21 protein-coding genes are annotated in these 20500 nt (G+C 35.6%); 10 read left to right on the top strand and 11 right to left on the bottom strand.

From position 1 onward, the window contains the following. The first annotated feature begins 209 nt into the window (after positions 1-209). The 10 genes from DYQ05_RS04705 to DYQ05_RS04755 all read left to right on the top strand — a co-directional run bounded on the left by DYQ05_RS04705 (position 210) and on the right by DYQ05_RS04755 (position 12607). Positions 210-470, top strand: a complete 261-nt coding sequence (locus tag DYQ05_RS04705) for a plasmid mobilization protein (protein ID WP_024465655.1) — start codon at positions 210-212, stop codon at positions 468-470. A gap of 100 nt (positions 471-570) precedes the next feature. Further along, a complete protein-coding gene (locus DYQ05_RS04710) occupies positions 571-771 on the top strand; it encodes a helix-turn-helix domain-containing protein (RefSeq protein ID WP_020964789.1) in 201 nt (66 codons plus the stop codon). A 46-nt stretch (positions 772-817) separates the two neighbouring features. Then, a complete protein-coding gene (locus tag DYQ05_RS04715; protein WP_020964790.1) occupies positions 818-1843 on the top strand; it encodes an AAA family ATPase in 1026 nt (341 codons plus the stop codon). After that, entirely contained in the window at positions 1825-4380 is a 2556-nt protein-coding gene (locus tag DYQ05_RS04720) for a S8 family peptidase (RefSeq protein WP_020964791.1), read from the top strand. Before DYQ05_RS04715 ends, DYQ05_RS04720 begins: the two co-directional genes overlap by 19 nt. A gap of 551 nt (positions 4381-4931) precedes the next feature. Beyond that, entirely contained in the window at positions 4932-5084 is a 153-nt protein-coding gene (locus tag DYQ05_RS04725; RefSeq protein WP_206184163.1) for a hypothetical protein, read from the top strand. After that, positions 5081-7909 carry an Eco57I restriction-modification methylase domain-containing protein gene (locus DYQ05_RS13645; RefSeq protein WP_020964793.1) on the top strand — a complete coding sequence of 943 codons (2829 nt, stop codon included), beginning with the start codon at positions 5081-5083 and terminating at the stop codon, positions 7907-7909. The genes DYQ05_RS04725 and DYQ05_RS13645 overlap by 4 nt, the downstream gene beginning before the upstream one ends. Positions 7910-7916: 7 nt before the next feature. Next, complete coding sequence (locus tag DYQ05_RS04740) at positions 7917-8963, top strand: hypothetical protein (protein WP_020964794.1); 1047 nt, start codon at positions 7917-7919, stop codon at positions 8961-8963. 78 nt (positions 8964-9041) lie between these two features. Beyond that, on the top strand, positions 9042-9200 hold the full coding sequence (locus tag DYQ05_RS04745; protein WP_020964795.1) for a hypothetical protein: 159 nt from the start codon (positions 9042-9044) through the stop codon (positions 9198-9200). A 43-nt stretch (positions 9201-9243) separates the two neighbouring features. Then, entirely contained in the window at positions 9244-10542 is a 1299-nt protein-coding gene (locus DYQ05_RS04750) for an SIR2 family protein (RefSeq protein ID WP_020964796.1), read from the top strand. Then, the gene (locus DYQ05_RS04755; RefSeq protein WP_020964797.1) at positions 10535-12607 is read left to right on the top strand and encodes an ATP-binding protein; all 2073 of its coding nucleotides are present in this window, start codon (positions 10535-10537) and stop codon (positions 12605-12607) included. Before DYQ05_RS04750 ends, DYQ05_RS04755 begins: the two co-directional genes overlap by 8 nt. Before the next feature lie 330 nt (positions 12608-12937). Here DYQ05_RS04755 and DYQ05_RS04760 read toward each other — a convergent pair whose 3' ends face one another. The 11 genes from DYQ05_RS04760 to DYQ05_RS04805 form a co-directional block, all read right to left on the bottom strand. Then, positions 12938-13138 carry a cysteine peptidase family C39 domain-containing protein gene (locus DYQ05_RS04760; protein WP_252723520.1) on the bottom strand — a complete coding sequence of 67 codons (201 nt, stop codon included), beginning with the start codon at positions 13136-13138 and terminating at the stop codon, positions 12938-12940. Between the two features lie 2 nt (positions 13139-13140). Beyond that, positions 13141-13488, bottom strand: coding sequence for a hypothetical protein (locus tag DYQ05_RS13650; RefSeq protein WP_252723521.1), 348 nt, complete (start codon positions 13486-13488; stop codon positions 13141-13143). 139 nt (positions 13489-13627) lie between these two features. Beyond that, positions 13628-13765 (bottom strand): hypothetical protein, encoded by a 138-nt coding sequence (locus DYQ05_RS13655; RefSeq protein ID WP_252723522.1) that lies wholly within the window; start codon positions 13763-13765, stop codon positions 13628-13630. Between the two features lie 13 nt (positions 13766-13778). Then, on the bottom strand, positions 13779-14936 hold the full coding sequence (locus tag DYQ05_RS04770; RefSeq protein WP_206183936.1) for a PDZ domain-containing protein: 1158 nt from the start codon (positions 14934-14936) through the stop codon (positions 13779-13781). Positions 14937-15010: 74 nt separating this feature from the next. Next, positions 15011-15229, bottom strand: coding sequence for a hypothetical protein (locus DYQ05_RS04775; protein ID WP_206183937.1), 219 nt, complete (start codon positions 15227-15229; stop codon positions 15011-15013). Positions 15230-15458: 229 nt separating this feature from the next. Next, entirely contained in the window at positions 15459-15722 is a 264-nt protein-coding gene (locus DYQ05_RS04780) for a cysteine peptidase family C39 domain-containing protein (protein WP_206183938.1), read from the bottom strand. 5 nt (positions 15723-15727) lie between these two features. After that, a complete protein-coding gene (locus DYQ05_RS04785; RefSeq protein ID WP_206183939.1) occupies positions 15728-16870 on the bottom strand; it encodes a PDZ domain-containing protein in 1143 nt (380 codons plus the stop codon). Positions 16871-17081: 211 nt separating this feature from the next. After that, a complete protein-coding gene (locus DYQ05_RS04790) occupies positions 17082-17282 on the bottom strand; it encodes a hypothetical protein (protein WP_252723523.1) in 201 nt (66 codons plus the stop codon). Positions 17283-17788: 506 nt separating this feature from the next. Then, the gene (locus DYQ05_RS04795) at positions 17789-18682 is read right to left on the bottom strand and encodes an acetamidase/formamidase family protein (protein WP_206183940.1); all 894 of its coding nucleotides are present in this window, start codon (positions 18680-18682) and stop codon (positions 17789-17791) included. A 178-nt stretch (positions 18683-18860) separates the two neighbouring features. After that, complete coding sequence (locus DYQ05_RS04800; protein ID WP_206183941.1) at positions 18861-20300, bottom strand: Na+/H+ antiporter NhaC family protein; 1440 nt, start codon at positions 20298-20300, stop codon at positions 18861-18863. Then, the gene (locus DYQ05_RS04805; protein ID WP_192814693.1) at positions 20301-20444 is read right to left on the bottom strand and encodes a hypothetical protein; all 144 of its coding nucleotides are present in this window, start codon (positions 20442-20444) and stop codon (positions 20301-20303) included. Between the last annotated feature and the right edge of the window lie 56 nt (positions 20445-20500).

Consider the following 20500-nt stretch of genomic DNA (forward strand, 5'->3'; position numbering starts at 1 on the left):
CTTGCTTTTCTTACTGTCTTTTAATTTGCCATCTTTGGCAAAAGTGAATTTCCGTTGTTGTAGAGATTAAGAAAGAAGTGGAATAGCAAGCATAGGAAAGGGGTACCCTTTCCGTAAAAAATCTCTATTTTCCGCAGTTCCGGCGGTAGAGATTTTGCTTGCTGGGAAGTGTCCCAAACCCTCTATGAACGCAGAAAGGAAATTCACCTATGAATAACAGGAAAAGAAATGTGCAAATTAAGTTTCGTGTTACGGAAAAAGAACGAAACTTGATTGAAGAAAAAATGAAACAGGTGCCTACAAGAAATATGGAAGCGTACCTTCTGAAAATGGCGATAGACGGATATATCATTCAGGTCGATCACAGCGATATAAAGAAAATGACGGCAGAGCTTCAAAAAATCGGGGTCAACATCAATCGGATTGTAAAAAAAGCTATAGCTTATGAAATTTTACATTTACATGAATAGGATTCTTTCTTTAGCGGAACTCTTGAAAAAAAATACAGCATCTGCTATATTGACATAGATAAAAACATAGCAGATGCTGTATCGGAAAAGAGGTGTACTAATGGCATTTTCGGAGTTTGTTATTTTTGTACGAAAGAAACTTAATTTAAGTCAAAAACAGCTTGCTGATGCAATAAATGTAAGCTATTCAACTATTAACCGCTGGGAAAATTGTCATGTTATGCCAAGCAATTTAGCGGTAAAAAGTTTTTTGTATTTTTGTGAAAATAATTTCATCGATATTCCGGATGGTCTATTATAAAACCACTTGCCATTTATCGTTGAAAATTTGAGGAGGTAAAAAAATTATGGCAAGAGCAGATTTGCTATGTGAGTTAATAAAATACGGTTTAATAAATGATTCTTCAAACTTTAGGAAAGCTACTGAGGCCTTATGTGCCGAAGAACGTTCAAAGCAGCATACAGTACTTGCAGCAAAAATTGATGAATTATTAAAAAAATCGCATAAAGCTATCGCTAAAGATAATGTACTTTCACCAGCGACTATCCGTGGTGGAACAAGTGAACAGAATCTTTTTATGGAAAAGATTCCGCAAAAAAGACTAGATCATTTAATTCTTCCAAATCATATTAAATTAACCTGTCAAGATTTAATAACAGAACAAAACCGTTCCGATTTGCTGCAATCATACGGCATAGAACCACGAAATAAAATTCTTTTAATTGGTCCTCCTGGAAACGGAAAAACTTCATTGGCAGAAGCAATATCTGAAGCATTGATGATACCGCTTCTTACAGTTAGGTATGAAAGTATTATAGGTTCTTATCTCGGAGAAACCGCATCCCGATTATCAAGGTTGTTTGATTATGTGAAAACCAGAGAATGTGTTTTATTTTTTGATGAGTTTGAAACACTCGGGAAAGAACGTGGTGACACCCATGAAACTGGTGAAATTAAACGTGTAGTAAGTTCTTTATTGATGCAGATTGATGCGCTTCCAAGTTATGTTATTGTTATTGCTGCTACAAATCATGATACTTTGCTTGATAAAGCAGCATGGCGTAGATTCCAAATCAGACTAGAAATACCAAAACCAACTCGAAACAATCTAGAAGAGTATTATCGTTTCTTTGAAAAGGAAAAAGATTTTAAGTTTGGTTTGCAACCAAGCATACTTGCGAGGAAAACATTAGGTATAAGTTATGCAGAAGCAGAGGAATTTGCATTATCAGTTTATAGACAATATATTTTAAGTCTGCCGAATGATAATGCGAAGGAAATTACCGAGAAAGTAATTCGTAGTTGGCAATCTCAAGTAATTATTGCAGATAAAAATAATGGAGGATTAGAAATATGCCAGACAGACCTTTAATATTATTTCCGTCTCCAGAGAGAGCAGATCGTGAACACAAGCCTCCCGTATTTACAAAGACAGTAAGGCCATCTTTTAGAAAGCAGTTCACTCGGCTACAACCATCTTTTACTTTACTCAAAACTGCTTTTGAACAGAAGGCATTAAAGATTCAGCAATCTCTCACTGGGATTAACCCTGAATTTGCTTTGGTTTTTGAAATAATCGGAACTGTTGATAATTTCTATACGGCAGTGAAGAATACGGATGGTTTTGAATGGATATTTGACAGCGAGACTGAACCATTTGATCCAGATGATGATTTTTACCAAGTTGACAACACCTCTAATGAAAAACTTAATACTCCACTAAACGGGAAGTTATACTGCGTAATGTCTAATCAACAGGCGATGTTGCAATTATTATCATTGTGGAAAAGATATCAAAACGGAGAAACTAATGTATTCAAGCGGGGTTTTGTAGGACTCCGTGATATTTTTACCCATATAAAAGATTTAAGGAAATGGGATTCAAGGGATAGAATTGAAGAAACACACGCTTTAGAATATTGGCGTGAATCGCTAGAAATTGATGGGAATTCTCCTGTTCCATTCGAAATTGAACTGTTCTTTAGAAGTGATGCAGCAAAAAGAAGTATTTCTACCGAAACGATTCATCACGAAATTCGATCGTTAGAAGGACATGTAATTCAGGAATGTATAATAGATGAAATATGTTACCATGGTATGTTAGTTGAATTACCAAGAACTTCTATTGAGAGCTTAGTTAATCGATATGAAGAAATCGAATTGTCACAAGTTGATGATATCATGTTCTTTCGTCCTGTTTGTCAGTCTGTATTTGTTTCCGCAACGGATTCAGAAATATATAATTCTACTGAAGAAACATCATTACCGATAGGTGATGCTGTGGTTGCTGTTTTCGATGGTATGCCAATGCAGAATCACCGCCTGCTTCGTGGACGAGTCATAGTTGATGACCCTGATGACTATGCGACGGGATATGAAAGTAAATATCGTGTTCACGGTACATCAATGGTTTCCCTGGTAATTTATGGTGACATTAAAAGGAATGACATTCCTATTAGTAGTCCTGTTTATGTGCGACCTGTCCTACGACCGAAACAAAACGGCTTTGATAAGATAACAGAAGCTGTTCCTGATGATAGCATGTTTATTGATGTTCTTCATCGAGCTGTAAAGAGAATGATGGAAGGAGATGGTCAGGAGAGTGCAACAGCACCCAATACTAGAGTAATTAATTTATCTATTGGAGACCCTGTGCGACAGTTGGCTGTCACAATGAGTCCAACTGCGCGCTTGCTTGATTTTCTGGCTTATAAATATAAGATTTTGTTTATCATAAGTGCCGGCAACCACCCTGAGATTGTAAATTTTGTAGAAACAACTTTCGATGAACTAAAATCTCTCGATATAACACAAAGGAGCAATGTTTTTGGTGAGACTATAAAAGATAATCAGCGTAACCTTAAAATATTGGCACCATCAGAAAGTTTGAATGGGATTACAATCGGTGCTCTGTACGATGATTTTACCGATACAAATGAAACCGATCGTTTTATTTGGGCTGTTGACAGAGGACTACCATCACCAATATCTGCAATTGGAAAAGGATATCGTTCTATCATTACTCCGGACTTGTTTTATTATGGTGGTAGAAAATTTATTAGAGGAAGATTTGATGGCAAAATTGATTGGGTGGAATCTTCGCGTGAGCCGGGATGTTTGTCTGCTGTTCCATATGGAATGGGGAATACCGATGGATGTGCTTTCTCTTTTGGAACGAGCGATGCTGCTGCTCAAATAACACATGAAGCGGCAAAATGCCATGATGTGCTGAATCAGATATTTCTTGACGAAACAGGTGTCAAAATGCCAGTAGATTCTACTGCAATTCTTTTGAAAGCTATGCTCACACATGGTGCATCATGGGAATCTATTGCTAATAAGCTTGCTTCATCAATGAAAACCTCCCCAAAGCAATTAAGTAAATGGATTGGAAACGGTATCCCTAATATAAGTCGTGTTATAGAGTGCACTAAAGAACGTATAACTCTTATCGGACTTGGAGCATTAAAGAAAGACGAAGGGGATATATTTAGACTCCCGCTTCCTGTAGACTTTTCGACTCGTCCAATGAAACGGAAGCTGACTGTTACATTGGCCTATCTTTCTCCTGTTGTACCAAATAAGCAAACATATCGAGGTGCACAACTATGGTTTAATATTGATGATGGTGGAAAGGGGCTTGTTCCAGATAGGCAAAATACAGAATGGCAGGCAGTTCGTAAAGGTTCATTACAACATGAGATTTTTATTGGAGAAAACCCAATCGTCTGGAATGATGATGACCTTATCATAAAAGTAAATTGTAGAGAGGAAGCAATTAAACTTAAGAAAAACGAAATACCATATTGTATATTTGTAAGTTTTGAAGTGGCAGAAGGGTTTGATGTGGATTTATATACTGATGTTTCAACAAGAATTCGCCCTCATGTCCAGATTTCAAGCAACTAAAAAGTTTTGCCTTTTTCTACTCTAAAAACTGTTATACTGATACTTCTTTCATTTTTATTTGTTACGCAGTTAAAAGGCGATTTTGAAAGAAAAGGTATATTCCCCTTACTTTGTCAAAACCGCCCTCTGAAAGCCTTGTATTTCAAGCCCTAATTTACTTCTACTTCGTAACATGGGCATGAAAAAAGTGGTGTTCTTATACTTCCTTTAACAGAAGCGAAAGATCACCGCTTTTACGATTTCCTATTTAATCTTGATTCCCACAACATACCTTTTGTATCTGTGGTAAAATACTTCTATCTGCAAGAGTTTTTACAGCACATCAAGGCTTTTTCCTCAAAAGTAGTAAATTGGTAGTAAATTCAATCTGTTCTCTTGCAAATATCCTTGTATTTCAAGAGGGTTGAGGGTTAATTATTAAAATTTCCCATAAAGTAAAACACAATATTGAATTGGGCAGTTAAAGGGATCGAGTTCCATTAACCGCAACTACTGATTTTTTTATAAGAATGTGGTATAATCAAAGGCAATTAGACTTTACGGAGTTACTTATGAATATGTCAGATGAACATATAACCGGTCTTACGCAGTTGACGGAATTATTTGAAAGGAATAAAAAGCAGTACAATACATCGGCTTATGATGAAGCAAATACCCGCACGATTTTATCGACAAGTTTTTTGAGCTTTTGGGCTGGGACGTGAGGAATGAAAAAGGGTATTCTGAGCAGTACCGCGAGGTAATCCGTGAAGATAAGGTAACGATAGGCGGCAAGGTTAAGGCTCCCGACTATGCGTTTAGAATAGGCGGAGTAAGGAAGTTTTTTGTAGAAGCAAAAAAGCCGAGCGTTAATATCAAAGATGACCTTGAACCGGCATTTCAGGTAAGGCGGTACGGGTATACGGCAAAACTTCCCTTGTGTATACTCACCGATTTTGAAGAATTTGCCGTGTACGACACTCGCATAAAGCCTTCTCCGTCCGATAAGCCGAGTACCGCCCGTATCTTTTACTGTACCTTTGACGAATATCATAAGCACTTCGATTTTATTTTTAATACTTTTTCAAAAGAGGCAATTTTAAAGGGCAGCTTTGATGTATATATTCAGGAAAATAAAAATAAAAAGGGCACTTCCGAAGTTGATAAGGAATTGCTTAAACTGATTGAAAGTTGGCGGACGGAATTGGCAAAAAATATCGCCTTACGCAATCCTTCTTTAAGTATTTATCATTTGAATACTGCCGTACAAAAAATTATCGACCGCATTATTTTCTTGCGGATTGCAGAAGATAAGGAGATGGAAGAATACGCTCTTCTTAAAAAAACAACCGAAAGCGGTGCGGTCTATCAAAGGCTGCAATCCGTGTTTGACAAGGCAAACGCAAAATATAATTCGGGACTTTTCAAACCGCATGATTGGCTGCGCAGTTTGGTTATTGACGATGCGGTTCTTTCTTCCATTATAAACGGACTGTATTATCCCGAATGTCCATACGAGTTTTCGATTTTACCGGTGGAAATACTCGGCAATATTTACGAGCAGTTTTTGGGAAAAACCATTAAATTCCGAAATGTAAAAGGAGGGCACACCGCCCTTATCGAAGAAAAGCCTGAGGTAAAAAAGGCGGGCGGTGTCTACTATACGCCTCAATACATAGTCCGCTACATTGTTGAAAATACAATAGGTGTAAAGATAAGGGGAAAAAGCCCTAAATATATTGCACAGCTCAAAGTTGTTGATCCTGCCTGCGGTTCAGGCTCCTTCCTTGTGGAAGCCTATCAAGAGCTGCTTAATTATCATTTGGACTATTATTCAAATGAAAAGAAGCGAGGAGATGCGCTTAAAAAGAATCTCATTTACGAAACTACAGGCGGTTCATATAAGCTCACGATTGAAGAAAAGCAGCGAATATTGCTTAACAATATTTACGGCGTGGATATAGACGGTCAGGCGGTGGAAGTTACAAAACTGTCGCTTTACTTAAAACTTTTGGAAAACGAAGGCAGCGAGACGCAGGGGCAGCTTTTTACATTTTCCGATCTAACCCTTTTACCCTCACTTGATTCAAACATCAAATGCGGCAACAGTCTTGTCGGCTCCGACTATTACAACGAAAAAGATTTAAGCCTTTTTGACGATGAAGCCATGAGGAAAATCAACACTTTTGACTGGGACAAGGAATTCCCCGAAGTCTTTGCACAAGGCGGCTTTGACTGCGTGATAGGAAATCCGCCGTATGTCAAAGAATATACCAATCGCGATTGTTTTGAAGGTTTATATTCTCATCCTTGCTATCAGGGAAAAATGGATTTATGGTATTTTTTTGGATATCAGGGGATTGTTTTTTTGAAAGATGACGGACTCATCGGTTTTATTGCACCTAATAATTGGATTACGAATGCAGGTGCTTCTGGTTTTAGAAATTTTATACTCAATAATGCAAAAATATTAAAATATACGGATTTTGGTAATTATAATGTTTTTGAAAACGCTTCGATTCAAACAATGATTTATATTATGCAAAAAACAAAAGACGCCGAAAGCTATACTGTACCCTATTCCCGTCTTAATAATGATAAGTCCTCAGTTTCGGAAGTTGTTGATTTTTTAGTGAATGATAATGCAGGCGGAAATACTTATTTTACTGCGCATATAGAAAAATCACAGTGTCTTGATAATTATATTTTATTTTTGAATCCGAAAATTGCAGAAGTTTTGAATAAAATACAGACAGCCGGTAATACTTTTTTTGAAAAAGATGAAATTATTCAAGGAATTGTAGGAGCCCCTGATGAATGTTTTATAGTAAACGATATATCTAATTTTTCAGAAGCAGAACAGCAATTTATAAAACCGTACTATACAGGTTTATCTGATAGATATGCTTGCAAACCTACTGATAAATACATTATTTATTTATCGGCACAAAATTTTAACAACCAAAAGTTATCAAATTTCCCTAATTTTTTTAGTCACTTTGATAAATATAAACCCGAGCTAAAAAAAGCAAAAATAAAATATAAAACACCGGATAAACCATATTACTATCTTCATAGAGAAAGAGAAGAAAAATTTTTTGTAGAAGGAAAAGAAAAAATTATTTCTCAAGGAAGAACTTTATTTCCAAGATTTTACTATACAAAGGATTCATTTTACGCTTCGAGAGCCTTATTTGTTATTCAATCAAATAGATTTAATCTAAAATTTTTAACGGCTCTTTTAAATTCTACACTTGCCCGCTTTTGGCTCAAACACAAGGGAAAAATGCAGGGCAACAATTTCCAAGTAGACAAAGAACCACTGCTTGCAATACCGCTTATATCCGTTTCCGACGCAGAAGAAGCTCCGCTCATCAGCCTTGCAGATCAAATGCTTGAAACACAAAGCAGGCTGCAGCAGGCTATTTCCGATGAGGATAAAAAACTCTTGGAACAGCGGGCAGCAATTCTTGACAAGCAGATTGATAAGGCGGTATATCAATTATACAGTTTGACGAAAGAAGAAGTGAAAATTGTGGAGGGGAGGTAGGAGAAAGATGGAAGATATAAATATAGCAACTAGCGATGCATTGATGAAAAAACTAAATGCTAATACTATAGAATTACATTATTGTTTTTCTGATAAAGAACATAGGATAGATGCATTTATCGAAAATAGATGTGAGTATGAATTACTCCTATTTATGAAAGAAATATCTAAATATGTTGAGTTAGAATTTATATTTGAAACTGAATTAACTCAAGCGGGCGGAATAAGGAAATTTTTTAAACTAATACCTACTAACTTATCAAAAAGTGATAATAAAAAGATTGCAATCGGTATTATTACAGCACTTTATGTAAATATAGCAACAACTTGTCTAATAAGTCCTCTTTCTATCGCAATAACAGAATCTATAAAATATGCAATACATAGTATGTTTGAAGATAAGGAACTATCGGAACTACAGAAAGAAAAATTACGAGAAGAGATAAAGGCATTAAAGCTTGATAACCAAAAGAAACAGGAAGAAATTGAGAAAAATGAACAACTAAAAATAAGGAGATCTAATTTTTATGAAATATTAAACAACTATGAAAGATTAGAATCTGTTGAATTTATAGGTGAGGATGAAGATAAAAATAGAATACTTGAGTATGGTAAAATTTCTCAAGATAATTTTAAAGACTATATAATTGTTCGAGAAGAACTAACTGATCAAATAATTGAAAATGCTAAAATTGTAATTATTTCACCGGTTTTAACAAAGATGAATAAAAATATAAAATGGAAAGGTCTCTATAATGGCGAATTGATAACACTCACAATGAAATCGGAAGAATTTATTACCAGTATTGATGATGGTCTTATTGAGTTTAAGAACGGATTCATTATTACCTGCAATTTAAGAATTGAGCGGGAAAAAACAAAATCAACAGAGGAAAAACATAAATATATTGTTACAGAGGTTATAAGTTATATTGTGGATGATAAAATATTAGAAACATTAGAAGGGAAAGCATATAAACAATTGAAAAAAGAGAATGAAGCTATTCAAGATTTACCTTTTGACGAATTAAAACAAGATGAAACAGATAAATAATATGCAAATAAAAATATATTTTCATAAAATATTATCTGTGTGTCTACAAAGTCATGATTTATCAGCCTTGCAGACCAAATGCTTGAAACGCAAAGCAGGTTGCAGCAGGCTATTTCCGATGAGGATAAAAAGCTCTTGGAACAGCGGGCAGCAATTCTTGATAAGCAGATTGATAAGGCGGTATATACGCTGTATGGGTTGACGGAAGAAGAGATTGGAATTGTGGAGGGGGAGTAGATGATAGGTAAGTATATTCTTATATGTGGGGAGGTATTATTAAATGCAAACGATTAATTGGGAACAAGACCATATTTTGTATATTGCAAATGAGGTTCCTGAAAATTCCGATAAACCGGATGAAAAACACTTACGTACTGTAATTGAACCGTGGTTAACTGCTGTTTTTCAGAGTGAGCATCTATCGCTTTTGACTGGTACGGGTCTCACAACAGGTATTTGTTATGAGGCTGGGGTTACACCTCAAGCTATGGGGAGAATTGATTTCAATATCTGTAACGAAGAGATACATAAATATGCAGATTCTGCAGCAGAAAATCTTTCACGTGGAGCAGCTAATTTTGAAGACGATTTACGAACAGCAATCGAATTACTCAAAGGAATGAAGATTTTAAACGATTCAAAAACTCCCGAACTTGAAAGTGAAATAAATAACCAACTTAAAAATTTAGTAACCAATTTGCAATCTAATGAAAAAAAGGTATTGGCAGCTGCAGATAAAGGCACGGAAGCACTCGCTCTTTTGCGGCGTTTTTTAATCAGTTTCAGCAGCCGTACTGCGACACGGGATAGGCTGCATATTTTTACTACCAATTACGATCGTTTTATTGAGTATGCTTTGGATGAAGCGGGAATTTATACACTTGATCGATTTATCGGAAAATTGGATCCCACATTAAGAATGCATAAAATGGAACTGGATTTTCATTATAACCCTCCCGGCATTCGCGGAGAACCGCGATATGTGGAAGGAGTCGTTCGTTATACTAAATTACACGGCTCGCTTGATTGGCATTTTAGCAATGGAGAAATTCATAAAATCCCAATGCCATTCGGCTCAGAACCTAGAGGAGAAAATACCGGTAATCCTTATGACACTGTTGTTATTTATCCTAATTCATCAAAAGGAATTGATACGGCTTATTTCCCTTATTCTGAATTATTCAGAGATTTTTCCACTGCAATATGCCGCCCTAATTCTGTGTTGGTAACATACGGCTATGGTTTTGGTGATTCTCATATCAATGCTATCATTCGTGATATGCTTACTATTCCTTCAACACATTTGGTTATTATTTCTTTTGATAAAGCAGGCGATAAACCTGCGGATAAAAATGATGGAATTCGAAGCCCGGGGCGTATTGAGAAGTTTGTCAATAACTGTAATGCTTCGCAATTAACGCTGCTCATAGGGAATCATTTTGGTCATATCAAAACCTTAACGGAGAATTATCTTCCCAAATCGGCTATCGATAGAATTTCCGATAGAAGACACAAAATAGAAGAAAAAAGAAACACCCAAAAGAAAAAGGGCGAAGAAGCAGAGGGTAACGATGTATAAAGAATTCGATTATACAAGAACTCAAACTATTGGAACAGTTGAGTTTGTTTCTCCTAAAGAAATAAAGGTGTTATTGGAAATTAATGCACCGCAAGCAACAGCAATAAATGCAGGTATCCCGCAGCTGTTTCCAAAAGTAAATGGATTCGTGCTTATTCCTAATGAGGCGGGTGCCTTGATAGGCATAATTTCATGGATTGGAATAGAATATTCTCCTTATCCAAAAAGGAAAAGTTATAAAGATTTTGACTTAATTGACCTCCCTTTCCCGCTCCGAAAACTTTCAGTTAGCCCCTTGGGTATTTTAAAAGAAAAAAATGGAAATTATGAAATAGAAAGAGGTGTTTATAGTTATCCGTCAGTCGGTGATATTGTGATTATTCCCGATCAAAATCAATTACGTGCTATCGTTCAGAATAAAGACAGTACGGCAAAGGTCAAAATAGGTATTTCACCAATGGCTGCGAATGCACCCATTTATATCAGCCCTGATAGAGTATTTGGGAGGCATGTTGCTGTCCTGGGAAATACAGGGAGCGGAAAATCTTGTTCTGTAGCAGGATTAATTCGCTGGTCGCTTGAAACGGCAGAACGAGAATTAGCATCTGGTGCAAAATTAAATTCTCGTTTTATTATTCTTGATCCAAATGGAGAATATACTAATGCTTTTGATAATCTATGCACAATACGGCGTTTTCAAGTTGTGCTACATCCTTCGATGCAAGAGGAACAGACTATAACTCAATTAAAAGTTCCAAGCTGGATGTGGAATAGTTATGAATGGAGTTCGATTGCGCTTGCAAGCGGCAGAACACAGAGACCTTTATTACGCCGTACTCTTCGAGAAGTTCGATGTGGCGGACGTATTGATGAAAACAATGTTCTAATAGCCCCGCGTAGATTTATAATCAGTATGTTAGTATCTCTTAGAAATTTTGAAAGGCAAGGGATTGATGCAATTGCTAATTGGCCAGGCAAGGATAATTTAGGAGCGACATTGCAATCAGCAAGAGAATCTCTTACAACGTTTTTAAACACATTGCAAAATGAGCCGAAGAAAAAAATAGAGGAAATCATAGCCGCAATTGATTTAGTTCTTGAGCGAAGACCTAGAAATAATAAGAATAATTATTATCCAGCTTTTAATTTAGATGACATTCATAAGGTTTGTAATGCTATTCTTAATAGCGAAAGTGCATTTGGAAAGTTAGAAAGCTATCAAGGTCCAGATGAAGATAGTCCCGTTTTTTTTAAGAATGAAGACTTTTTAAGTCATCTGGAGCATTTAGTTCAAGAAAGTAATGCTCAACAATTCATGGATTTTTTTATGATGCGAGTTCGCAGTATTCTAACAGATTCGAGGATTGCTTCTGTTGTTGAAACTGCAACAAAAGAAGAGGTTACACTTGAACAATGGCTTAAATCGTATATCGGGAGTAGTACTGATGAAGGGACCATTAACATCATTGATTTATCTCTTTTACCTTCTGAGATATTATTTGTAATTGTATCTGTTTTATCACGGGTAATATTTGAAGCACATCAACGATATAGGCGAAATACAGGAAACATATTGCCGACTACGTTAGTGGTAGAAGAAGCTCATAATTTTATTAAACGTTACGATGGAGATGCAGATGAAATTACGGCAAATAGATTATGTACACAATCATTTGAAAAGATCGCAAAAGAAGGCAGGAAATTCGGTTTAGGTTTGTTACTCTCATCTCAGCGACCATCAGAATTATCGCAAACGGTTTTATCACAATGCAATACTTTTTTACTTCATCGCTTAGTTAATGATAAAGATCAAGAAATGGTAAAAAAATTGGTGCCGGATAATTTAGGCGGTATTCTCAATGAATTGCCGATACTACCAACTAAAAAAGCAATTTTATTAGGATGGGCAGCCCCGATCCCCGTTATTGTAGAAATGAATACACTCGATGAAAAAAATAGACCAAAATCAAAAGACCCTGAATTTTGGAATATCTGGACAGGAACAGATAAGCGAGAAATAAATTGGAAAGATATTGCAAATAAATGGCAAAGGGAAAATAACTAAATTTAATTACAAGGAGTTCCCCCTAAGGTACTACAAAACAGTTAGTGAACAAGCAAAACTGCTGGAGAATCCCGCTTTTGGATTCCTTAAAATTCACCGTTACGGAAAGTTTGAACTTCCTATAGCGGTGAATTGATATGCACAGTCATATATATGAATAGACGGTGTTTTGCATTTTTACAAAACTCATCTTTAAGATGAACATTCTTATCTTAGCCGCTCAATTTAAACCTGTTGTTTTAGCTTTTACCAAATGCTTGAAACACAAAGCAGGCTGCAGCAAGCTCTATTCGATGAGGATAAAAAGCTCTTGGAAAAGCGTAAGGATTCTTAATTGCCCTTAAGTGCCTGCACCGAAAAGCCCATAGCAGTGCCCGCTTTTGCGGGCACTACAAGATTAGTACCGTGCGTATCGGTTCCGGCAATTTCACGGATTGATGTTACAGAGTATTTTGCTTTGTAGTGCGAAGCAACCATAGCAAGACAAGCCGCCCCGCAATCGGTGCCGTCGAATTGGGTGATAAGTTTCATACCTATTTTTTTTGTTTTAATGTCTTTTCGTAGTTAGGTTTAAAAATAAATAATGCAGACCCTATATCTATACCTATATCCAAAAAAAACACAGGCTCTTTTTTTGTAATTTCCGTGTACGTGTATTTAATACCTGACCTTATACTTAAAAGTTTTGCTTTAAGTGAATATTTGTTTGCAGGAAAAATTGTAGACTCTGATGTAATAGCAAATTCCACCCCTGCATTAAATTGAAAACGGGAAATCAGTATAGGATCTATTATATGAAAGCTTGTAAAAAGATTTAAATTATATTTATCGGAAACACGATATAAGGTATTAAAATCCAATTCGGTATTTATAAACGACATTACATAAATACTTTGTTTTGCATCTTTTACACCTTTTTGACTTGCAATATTTGTTATATCAACATAAAATGGGCTTAAGGAAAAATTAAGACCTGTATCCCTATCATAAAAATAAAATTTGAACGCTGAAGCATTAAAATCAAAGGAAGCTTTGGGGGGTATTTTTCTTAAAAAGACCGCCGAGTTTAACATCTCCCAACGACCAATACGGGATTATATCAACTGCGTATATTTGTAATGAAAATAAGATAAGGCCTATCATAAATAATTTTTTCATATACAAACAAGCCTCACAACATCTTCTTAGGTTTTATCTTAACGGTTTTTTCTTTACCATTGGAATCAATATAGGTTATTTTAAACGCCGTATTAGTCAAACGTTTAATATCATTTATACTGTATTCCAATACAGGACGGGAATTTATCTTTGTTATTATGCTTCCCGGTCTAAGTCCTGCATTCCATGCAGAAGAATGTTCTATTAATCTTTCTATAAAACCATAATTATTTTCATCAAATAAAATCGAAATACGAAGTTTATTTTCTATATGACTATCAATAAAAAGATTAAAGTATTCACTTGGAATTCTTTGCTTATAATAAAACAGAGGGTTTTCATTATCTCGCAAATCAAAAAGCATATCAAAATATAATAATATATCCATACCGATTATATCTATATTCATATCGTCAATAGATAATGTTTCAAAAATCTTATTTTCAAATTTTAAACCCATAAACTCAATAGTTCTTTTTACAGCATAGTAATCTTTTTTATAAGGATGTGCTGTAGGATTAAAAACTTTTATCTTAACATTTGAATTTATTTTTACATCATGCGAGTCCTCAGATAGTCCTGTTTTAATAGATCCGGTATCTATCATAGCTTTGTACGTTTTTCCGTTACTTTTTAACGGTATTGTTATACGATAATGTTCTTTAAAATCGTCAATAAAAACCGATGTTGATATCATATACTTATCAGGTTTTTCATTATAAATTCTTATAAGTGAATCCGTCATTGATATTTCAAAGATTTTATTCTTAAATATATCTAAACCTATGATTCCTGCAATACCGGGGAAAAATTTAACAAGCAGAGGTTCATCGGTTACATTAAATTCATGTTTTAAGTTTAATTTATTACCTGCCAATATTAAACTGTCAGCAGAATACCGTACATCAGGTATTTTCAAATTTAGGACATAGTAAGATTCATTGATATTGGATACAGTTTTAAAATTATTATAGTTTTCTTTTTTATCAAAAACAATAGAAGTTGAACACCCCGTATCAAACATAAAATAACCTTTTTTCTTGCCTATTTCTGCATAAACAAAAATCTTCTTATTTTCTTTATCATACAGAAAAGGTATTTCTATCATTTCAGAAGCAAATAAGACAAAAGTTGTAAAAACAAAAAATGCGGTAAATAGATATTTTTTCATAAGAATTTTCCTAAAATGCCGTATGCATAAAAGACACATACGGCACAATAAAATATTTTTAATTATTTGGAATTTCAATCTATATCAATTGAAATTCCTATACCTCCATCAATAAAGGGAAATCTAATACGCTTTCGAGGAGGATTTTTAAATCCAGGTATACCTATTCGATCATTCAAACTTTTTCCAGAATCATCGTCTCCAGCATCATTTCTAGGCGGCACAGGAAGCGGCGTACCTCCATCAGAATCTTTTCCAGGACAAAAAGGACAAGGACATCCGTCATCAACCATTACCATCTCTGTTTCAGACGCAGGCTGAAACCCATTGCTCAATAAATCTCATAAAAACTCTTTTGTTTAGGCTCCTACACCTAAACTTAAATTTAGTATTATATTAAGTATAGCATACTTTATTTATTTGTCAAGTGTTTATTTTAGAAATTTGCAATTTTTATTTATTTATTTTAGAGAACTCCAAGACCGCAAAGGTTAATTGAAGACTTGGTTATAAAAACTCCCTTTAAAATTCCTTTGCGTCCTTCGCGGTTAAATTAAATGGCAAACAAAAAAATAGGGCTTCCTTATCTCCTTTTAAAACTTGTACAGAAAAGTCCATAACCTTACCCGCTTTTACAAGCCGCTCCGCAAGATTTGTACCGTGAGTATCGGTTCCGGCAATTTCACGAATTGATGTTACAGAGTATTTTGCTTTGTAGTTCGAAGCAACCATAGCAAGACAAGCCGCTCCGCAATCGGTGCCGTCTAATTGGGTGATTAAACGCATTCGTTTTAAAGCAACTTCTCCGGTGTTATTTGCACCGTTTTTTCTTTACCGTTGCCGTCAATATAGGTTATTTTTAAGTTACTGCTCCCGCCTATCAATATTTTTATTCCCTCTATATTGTATTCCGACACCTCTTTTGAATTTAACCTAGTAATTATAGTACCCGGTCTAAGTCCTGCTTCCCATGCAGGAGAATTTTCTATAAGCGAAGTTACAATAAGGCGGTTTTGGTCGAAAATATCAAGATGATATATTCCTATATTTTCTAAGCCTGAGCTTCCTATAAAAAAATTAAAATATTCATAAGGATAACGCGGTTTATAATAAAACACGGCTTTTTTTTCATTGCGTAAATCAAACAGCATATCGAATAATGCTAAAAATTCCATTCCGATTATATCTTCAGATAAACCAATAGAGTGAGTAGTAAAATCTTCATTTTTAAATTTTATCCCCATCACCTCAACAGTCCCGGTTTCAACTATAAAACTATCATATCCCGAAAGTGTTTTTATTTTAAACTGTTTTGATTTTTTAATGTTATGAGCAGTCGGGGATAAAAGTATACATCCGCCGTATGAGGCTCCGGTATCAACAAATGCATTATAGGTCTTACCGTCAATTATAATCGGAATAAATATTTTTAATTCAACTGATGAATAGTTTTGGATAGGTAAAAAATCATTATATTCATCAGGCTTTTTATCATAAATTCTTATAACCGAATCGGTCATAGATATTTCAAATATTTTATCTTTAAAAACATTCAACCCTATTATGCCGATATAATCCTTTCCCATATTCGGATTATCCGATACCATAAAGTAAGAATTTATTTTAAGAGTATTACCTGCAAGTACAACATCATCAATGGAATATACCGATACGGAATCTTGCACACCGCCGATTATTAAACTGTAATTTTCAGCAACAACTTTAAAATTATTATAATTTTCTTTTTTATCAAAAATCAAAGATGCAAATGTTCCGGTATCAAATAAAAAATACCCTTTTTTACCTGCAATTTCCGCATAAACAAAGATAGATTTTTTTTCGTTATCATAATAAAAAGGGATTTCAATTACTTCCGAAGCAAATAAAACAAAGAACATAAAAATAAAAAATGCAGTAAATAAATGTTTTTTCATACAATTTTTTCCTATATACCCTATAGATATAATCTATATGGTATAACAATTGGTTCTGCTGAATTTTTAATCAAAGAAACTCCTTCTTTGATTTATGGGAGCGGAATTTTAATTTCGATACGAATACCGCTAAGATATTTTTAGTGTAACATGCCTTAGTTGAGTTGTCAAGTAAAAATTACATAAATATCAACAACAAGTGAAAAAGTAGTCAAGCGGAATGGAAGGGGCATCTGGTTTCGGCTGCATTAACCGATTGCCTGTTTCTGTACGGAAGACTTTCTGTAGAGAGTGTATTAAGCGGTATATCATACTCTCTTGTGTAGCGGTATCCTTTTTTTAATGCACTATATTCAATAGGAGCATTAAATCTATCCCGCAAAAATTCAATATCGCGGTTTATTGTCGGCACGCTGCATTCAAGTTTTTCAGGAAGCCTTGTGCAACTAGGATATCATTTCGCTTTGATTTCTTTATGAATATACGAAAGGCAAACAAGCGAACATCAGTTCGCAAGGTTTGAGGATTTTAGCATGTTCGTAATGTAATGAGAATATGCATCAAAACTCTACATATTTAATGAGGTACGATATTTCAGTGCATCATTAAATGTTCTATATTCACTCCCTGTTTTAATCATGAGAATAATGCCTCGATAAGAAAATCCATTTGAGCAATGGATTGATTGCCGCTTAAGACGGTTTGCTTTCTGTTTTGCATACGATAATCTAAGGCTTATTTTATGCAATGCAGATAGCATTGCATAAAAACGCTGCCCGAGTTTTGATTCGCTGTCCGTTTTAGCGGATACGATGAAAAATTTCCTTACAGAACAAAGCCGTAAGGCTTTGATAAAATCTGCGGTTGATGAATTTATAGGGACAATTAAAATACCGCTCTATGCTATCTATAAAGTTTTTATCCGATTAGTCTTTTTTTTCCCGCATGTTTCGGCGTACCGATACGGAAGGTATTTCCTCCCGCCTCATCGGTTAAGCAAGCCTGATTAGCAGATAGGAATCCTCTCATCGTCATATACATACCTGCGTCCGTATAATCCCAGCCGTAAGCATTGGATATCAAGCGATGCATTTCGCGGTAACCCGCTTCAATTGCTTCATCGCATGTAGCTCCGCAAGTATTGACAAAGAAATCAGTTTCGGTTTCCGTTATAGGCCAATTCAGTTCAAAGTTTTTTAACAGGCGCACACGCACAACAACACGACCGCCTATTTCAATACCGTTTCCGATAACCTCGCCATCACCCATAGTTGCATGAAGATCACCGAGAGCCAAAAGAGCTCCCTTAACCCTAACAGGAAACCAGACCGTAACCCCTTTTGTTATAATGGCACTATCCATATTACCGCCATGGTTATATACATGTCCTGTCGGAATATCTCGTTCATCATGAGCACAGCCTATTACACCTATCATAGGTTTGATGGGCCACTTCATATCTTTAAAGTGTACATATCCGTCCTTGACCTGAATAATATGAGTGCGCAATTCGCTCTTTTCTATAAAAGGTCCGCAGTCGGGGATTGTACATACAGCACCCGCTTCATTAACAGTAATATCTAAAATATCGACCGCAAGTACATCGCCTTTTTCCGCTCCTTCTACAAATACAGGCCCGGTTGCAGGATTAACGCGTTTCCAATCTATGACTTCAGCCAAATCCGTTTCTTTTTTTATCTGATTTCCAAAACAATCTACAGTTATAAATTCCAATATATCCATAGGCTTTACATGTGCTACAGGCTCAGCATTTTTGGAAAAAGTATATGTTGTTTTTTCTACAGTTAACATTATTTTCTCCTATAAAACTTTTTACAGCAAATATCAATTTGTGAAAAAAAAATTTTGTATGCAATTTTGCAAATTGCAAAGCTGCATACAATAAACGATGTTTTGTGCAAAGCACAAAACTCGAAGATAAACAGTGAGGCTGAATTTCTGCCGAACTGCTTATCGAATCTCCCTTATGCTAAAATATGAATCCTGCCAAAAGGAATAACAGGGCGGAAATAACGGCAAATCCTACAGAATAAGGTACACATGTCGATGCATGTCTATCCGCTTTTAATCCGAAAACGGACGAGGTCAACATCGTGTAATCACAAATGTAACACATATTGCATCCGAAACAACCGGCAGAAATCATTGCCGCACCTGTAAGATACGGATTAGCTCCTACCGAAATTGCCGCCGGTAAAATTATTGGGAATGCTATCAGCAAAAGACTCCAGTTCAATGACATAATCCACTCGGAAAGACAGAACACAGTAAAGACAATAAAGGGTAAAAGATTGGGACTTACAAAACGGCTAACCAATCCGGTCAAATAGTCTACATAACCCATGTCCGACAATACCGCATTCAGCATATATGAAAGACAGAAAAGTAAAATCAGATTCATAAAATCTGCAAAACCTTCTACTAAGCAGACTTCAATATCTTCCGAGCCGATAATTCCGCGAATAAGGTAATATGCCGCAGTTGCGGGAAGCACAACCATCATTGCAGGAACAATATCAAAATTGAAGAAAAATGATGCAGCCATCATACCGATAAGCGGTAAAAAGAAATCCGGTAACGTTCCGTGTTTTTTACCGGACTCATCTTCTTCAGTCTCCAATTGTGCATATAAACTCTTATCCGGACTTTTTATCGTTCCGAATTTGGGCAGCTTCCCTAGTGCAAAAAGCAATGTACCCAGTACGGCAATAATCGGATAAAACTGGAAAGGAATAGATTTAAAAAAGGCCGTCATTCCCGTACCGTCCGCATTCATGCCGCCTGATACATAAAGACCTCCTAAAAATGCTGCCCATGAAGTAATGGGAAACAAAACTCTCATAGGCTCCGCTAATGTGTGGATTATAAACGCGCCGTCCTCTCTAGGCATTTTCATTTCATCATACATAGGAGCCATAATATTCCCGCCTACGGCGATTGTCATATAATCGTCAAAAAAAAGCGGAAACTGCATCAGCCATGAAGCAAGATTTAAATCTTTAGGTTTTTTTATCATACGTCGAATCAAGCGTGCAATTGCATGCATAGAACCGGCTTTACCCAGCAGCTTACTGAAAACATTCAAAAAACAGCACATAAGTACAATCCATGCAAAATCCGCATTTGCCATTGTTGCGAAGAGTTGGTCAATAAACCCCTGCACAAATCCCCTGCCTTTAAGCAAGGCTATACTGAAAAAAGTGCCTAAAATCAGAGTTTCCAAAATTCTTCGGCTGACCAGCGTATAATAAAGAATAAATACGATGACCAATGTTCCTACACTTGCACTTAAACCTTCTTTTCCGGGTGTGAAAAAGGCGGCCAAAAGTATTACAAGCAATGCAATACCGAATGTCATTAGTTTATGCAAGATTGTCTGCGGTGCCAATATTTTCTTCAAAGAAACCATCTACTTCCCCTCCTTAAAAAAGCCTCTTGAAAGACCTGTGTACAATAACGATACGGCAAACTTAAATACTGCCGTCCTGCTGAAAAGCCGCTTGTCCGATTTTAAAGCGGTTATTTTCATTTTGCATGAATTACTTTTTTTCATTGTAATCCTCCCCTTAAAATAATTTTATATGTAACCGCAAAGAATTGAGTCGGTGT

Origin of the sequence: Treponema pedis (assembly GCF_017161325.1) — a bacterium.
GTDB classification, from domain to species: Bacteria; Spirochaetota; Spirochaetia; order Treponematales; family Treponemataceae; genus Treponema_B; species Treponema_B pedis.

What these genes read in the sequence shown, in the direction of transcription:
- DYQ05_RS04725 (WP_206184163.1), top strand. Translation starts at nt 4,932, where the DNA reads ATGAATATGTCAGATGAACATATAACCGGTCTTACGCAGTTGACGGAA.
- DYQ05_RS04740 (WP_020964794.1), top strand. Translation starts at nt 7,917, where the DNA reads ATGGAAGATATAAATATAGCAACTAGCGATGCATTGATGAAAAAACTA.
- DYQ05_RS04720 (WP_020964791.1), top strand. Translation starts at nt 1,825, where the DNA reads ATGCCAGACAGACCTTTAATATTATTTCCGTCTCCAGAGAGAGCAGAT.
- DYQ05_RS04755 (WP_020964797.1), top strand. Translation starts at nt 10,535, where the DNA reads ATGTATAAAGAATTCGATTATACAAGAACTCAAACTATTGGAACAGTT.
- DYQ05_RS13650 (WP_252723521.1), bottom strand. Translation starts at nt 13,488, where the DNA reads ATGTCGTTTATAAATACCGAATTGGATTTTAATACCTTATATCGTGTT.
- DYQ05_RS04805 (WP_192814693.1), bottom strand. Translation starts at nt 20,444, where the DNA reads ATGAAAAAAAGTAATTCATGCAAAATGAAAATAACCGCTTTAAAATCG.
- DYQ05_RS04745 (WP_020964795.1), top strand. Translation starts at nt 9,042, where the DNA reads ATGCTTGAAACGCAAAGCAGGTTGCAGCAGGCTATTTCCGATGAGGAT.
- DYQ05_RS04760 (WP_252723520.1), bottom strand. Translation starts at nt 13,138, where the DNA reads ATGAAACTTATCACCCAATTCGACGGCACCGATTGCGGGGCGGCTTGT.
- DYQ05_RS04770 (WP_206183936.1), bottom strand. Translation starts at nt 14,936, where the DNA reads ATGAAAAAATATCTATTTACCGCATTTTTTGTTTTTACAACTTTTGTC.
- DYQ05_RS04795 (WP_206183940.1), bottom strand. Translation starts at nt 18,682, where the DNA reads ATGTTAACTGTAGAAAAAACAACATATACTTTTTCCAAAAATGCTGAG.
- DYQ05_RS04785 (WP_206183939.1), bottom strand. Translation starts at nt 16,870, where the DNA reads ATGAAAAAACATTTATTTACTGCATTTTTTATTTTTATGTTCTTTGTT.
- DYQ05_RS04800 (WP_206183941.1), bottom strand. Translation starts at nt 20,300, where the DNA reads ATGGTTTCTTTGAAGAAAATATTGGCACCGCAGACAATCTTGCATAAA.
- DYQ05_RS04710 (WP_020964789.1), top strand. Translation starts at nt 571, where the DNA reads ATGGCATTTTCGGAGTTTGTTATTTTTGTACGAAAGAAACTTAATTTA.
- DYQ05_RS04705 (WP_024465655.1), top strand. Translation starts at nt 210, where the DNA reads ATGAATAACAGGAAAAGAAATGTGCAAATTAAGTTTCGTGTTACGGAA.
- DYQ05_RS13655 (WP_252723522.1), bottom strand. Translation starts at nt 13,765, where the DNA reads ATGAAAAAATTATTTATGATAGGCCTTATCTTATTTTCATTACAAATA.
- DYQ05_RS04775 (WP_206183937.1), bottom strand. Translation starts at nt 15,229, where the DNA reads ATGGTTGATGACGGATGTCCTTGTCCTTTTTGTCCTGGAAAAGATTCT.
- DYQ05_RS04715 (WP_020964790.1), top strand. Translation starts at nt 818, where the DNA reads ATGGCAAGAGCAGATTTGCTATGTGAGTTAATAAAATACGGTTTAATA.
- DYQ05_RS04780 (WP_206183938.1), bottom strand. Translation starts at nt 15,722, where the DNA reads ATGCGTTTAATCACCCAATTAGACGGCACCGATTGCGGAGCGGCTTGT.
- DYQ05_RS04750 (WP_020964796.1), top strand. Translation starts at nt 9,244, where the DNA reads ATGCAAACGATTAATTGGGAACAAGACCATATTTTGTATATTGCAAAT.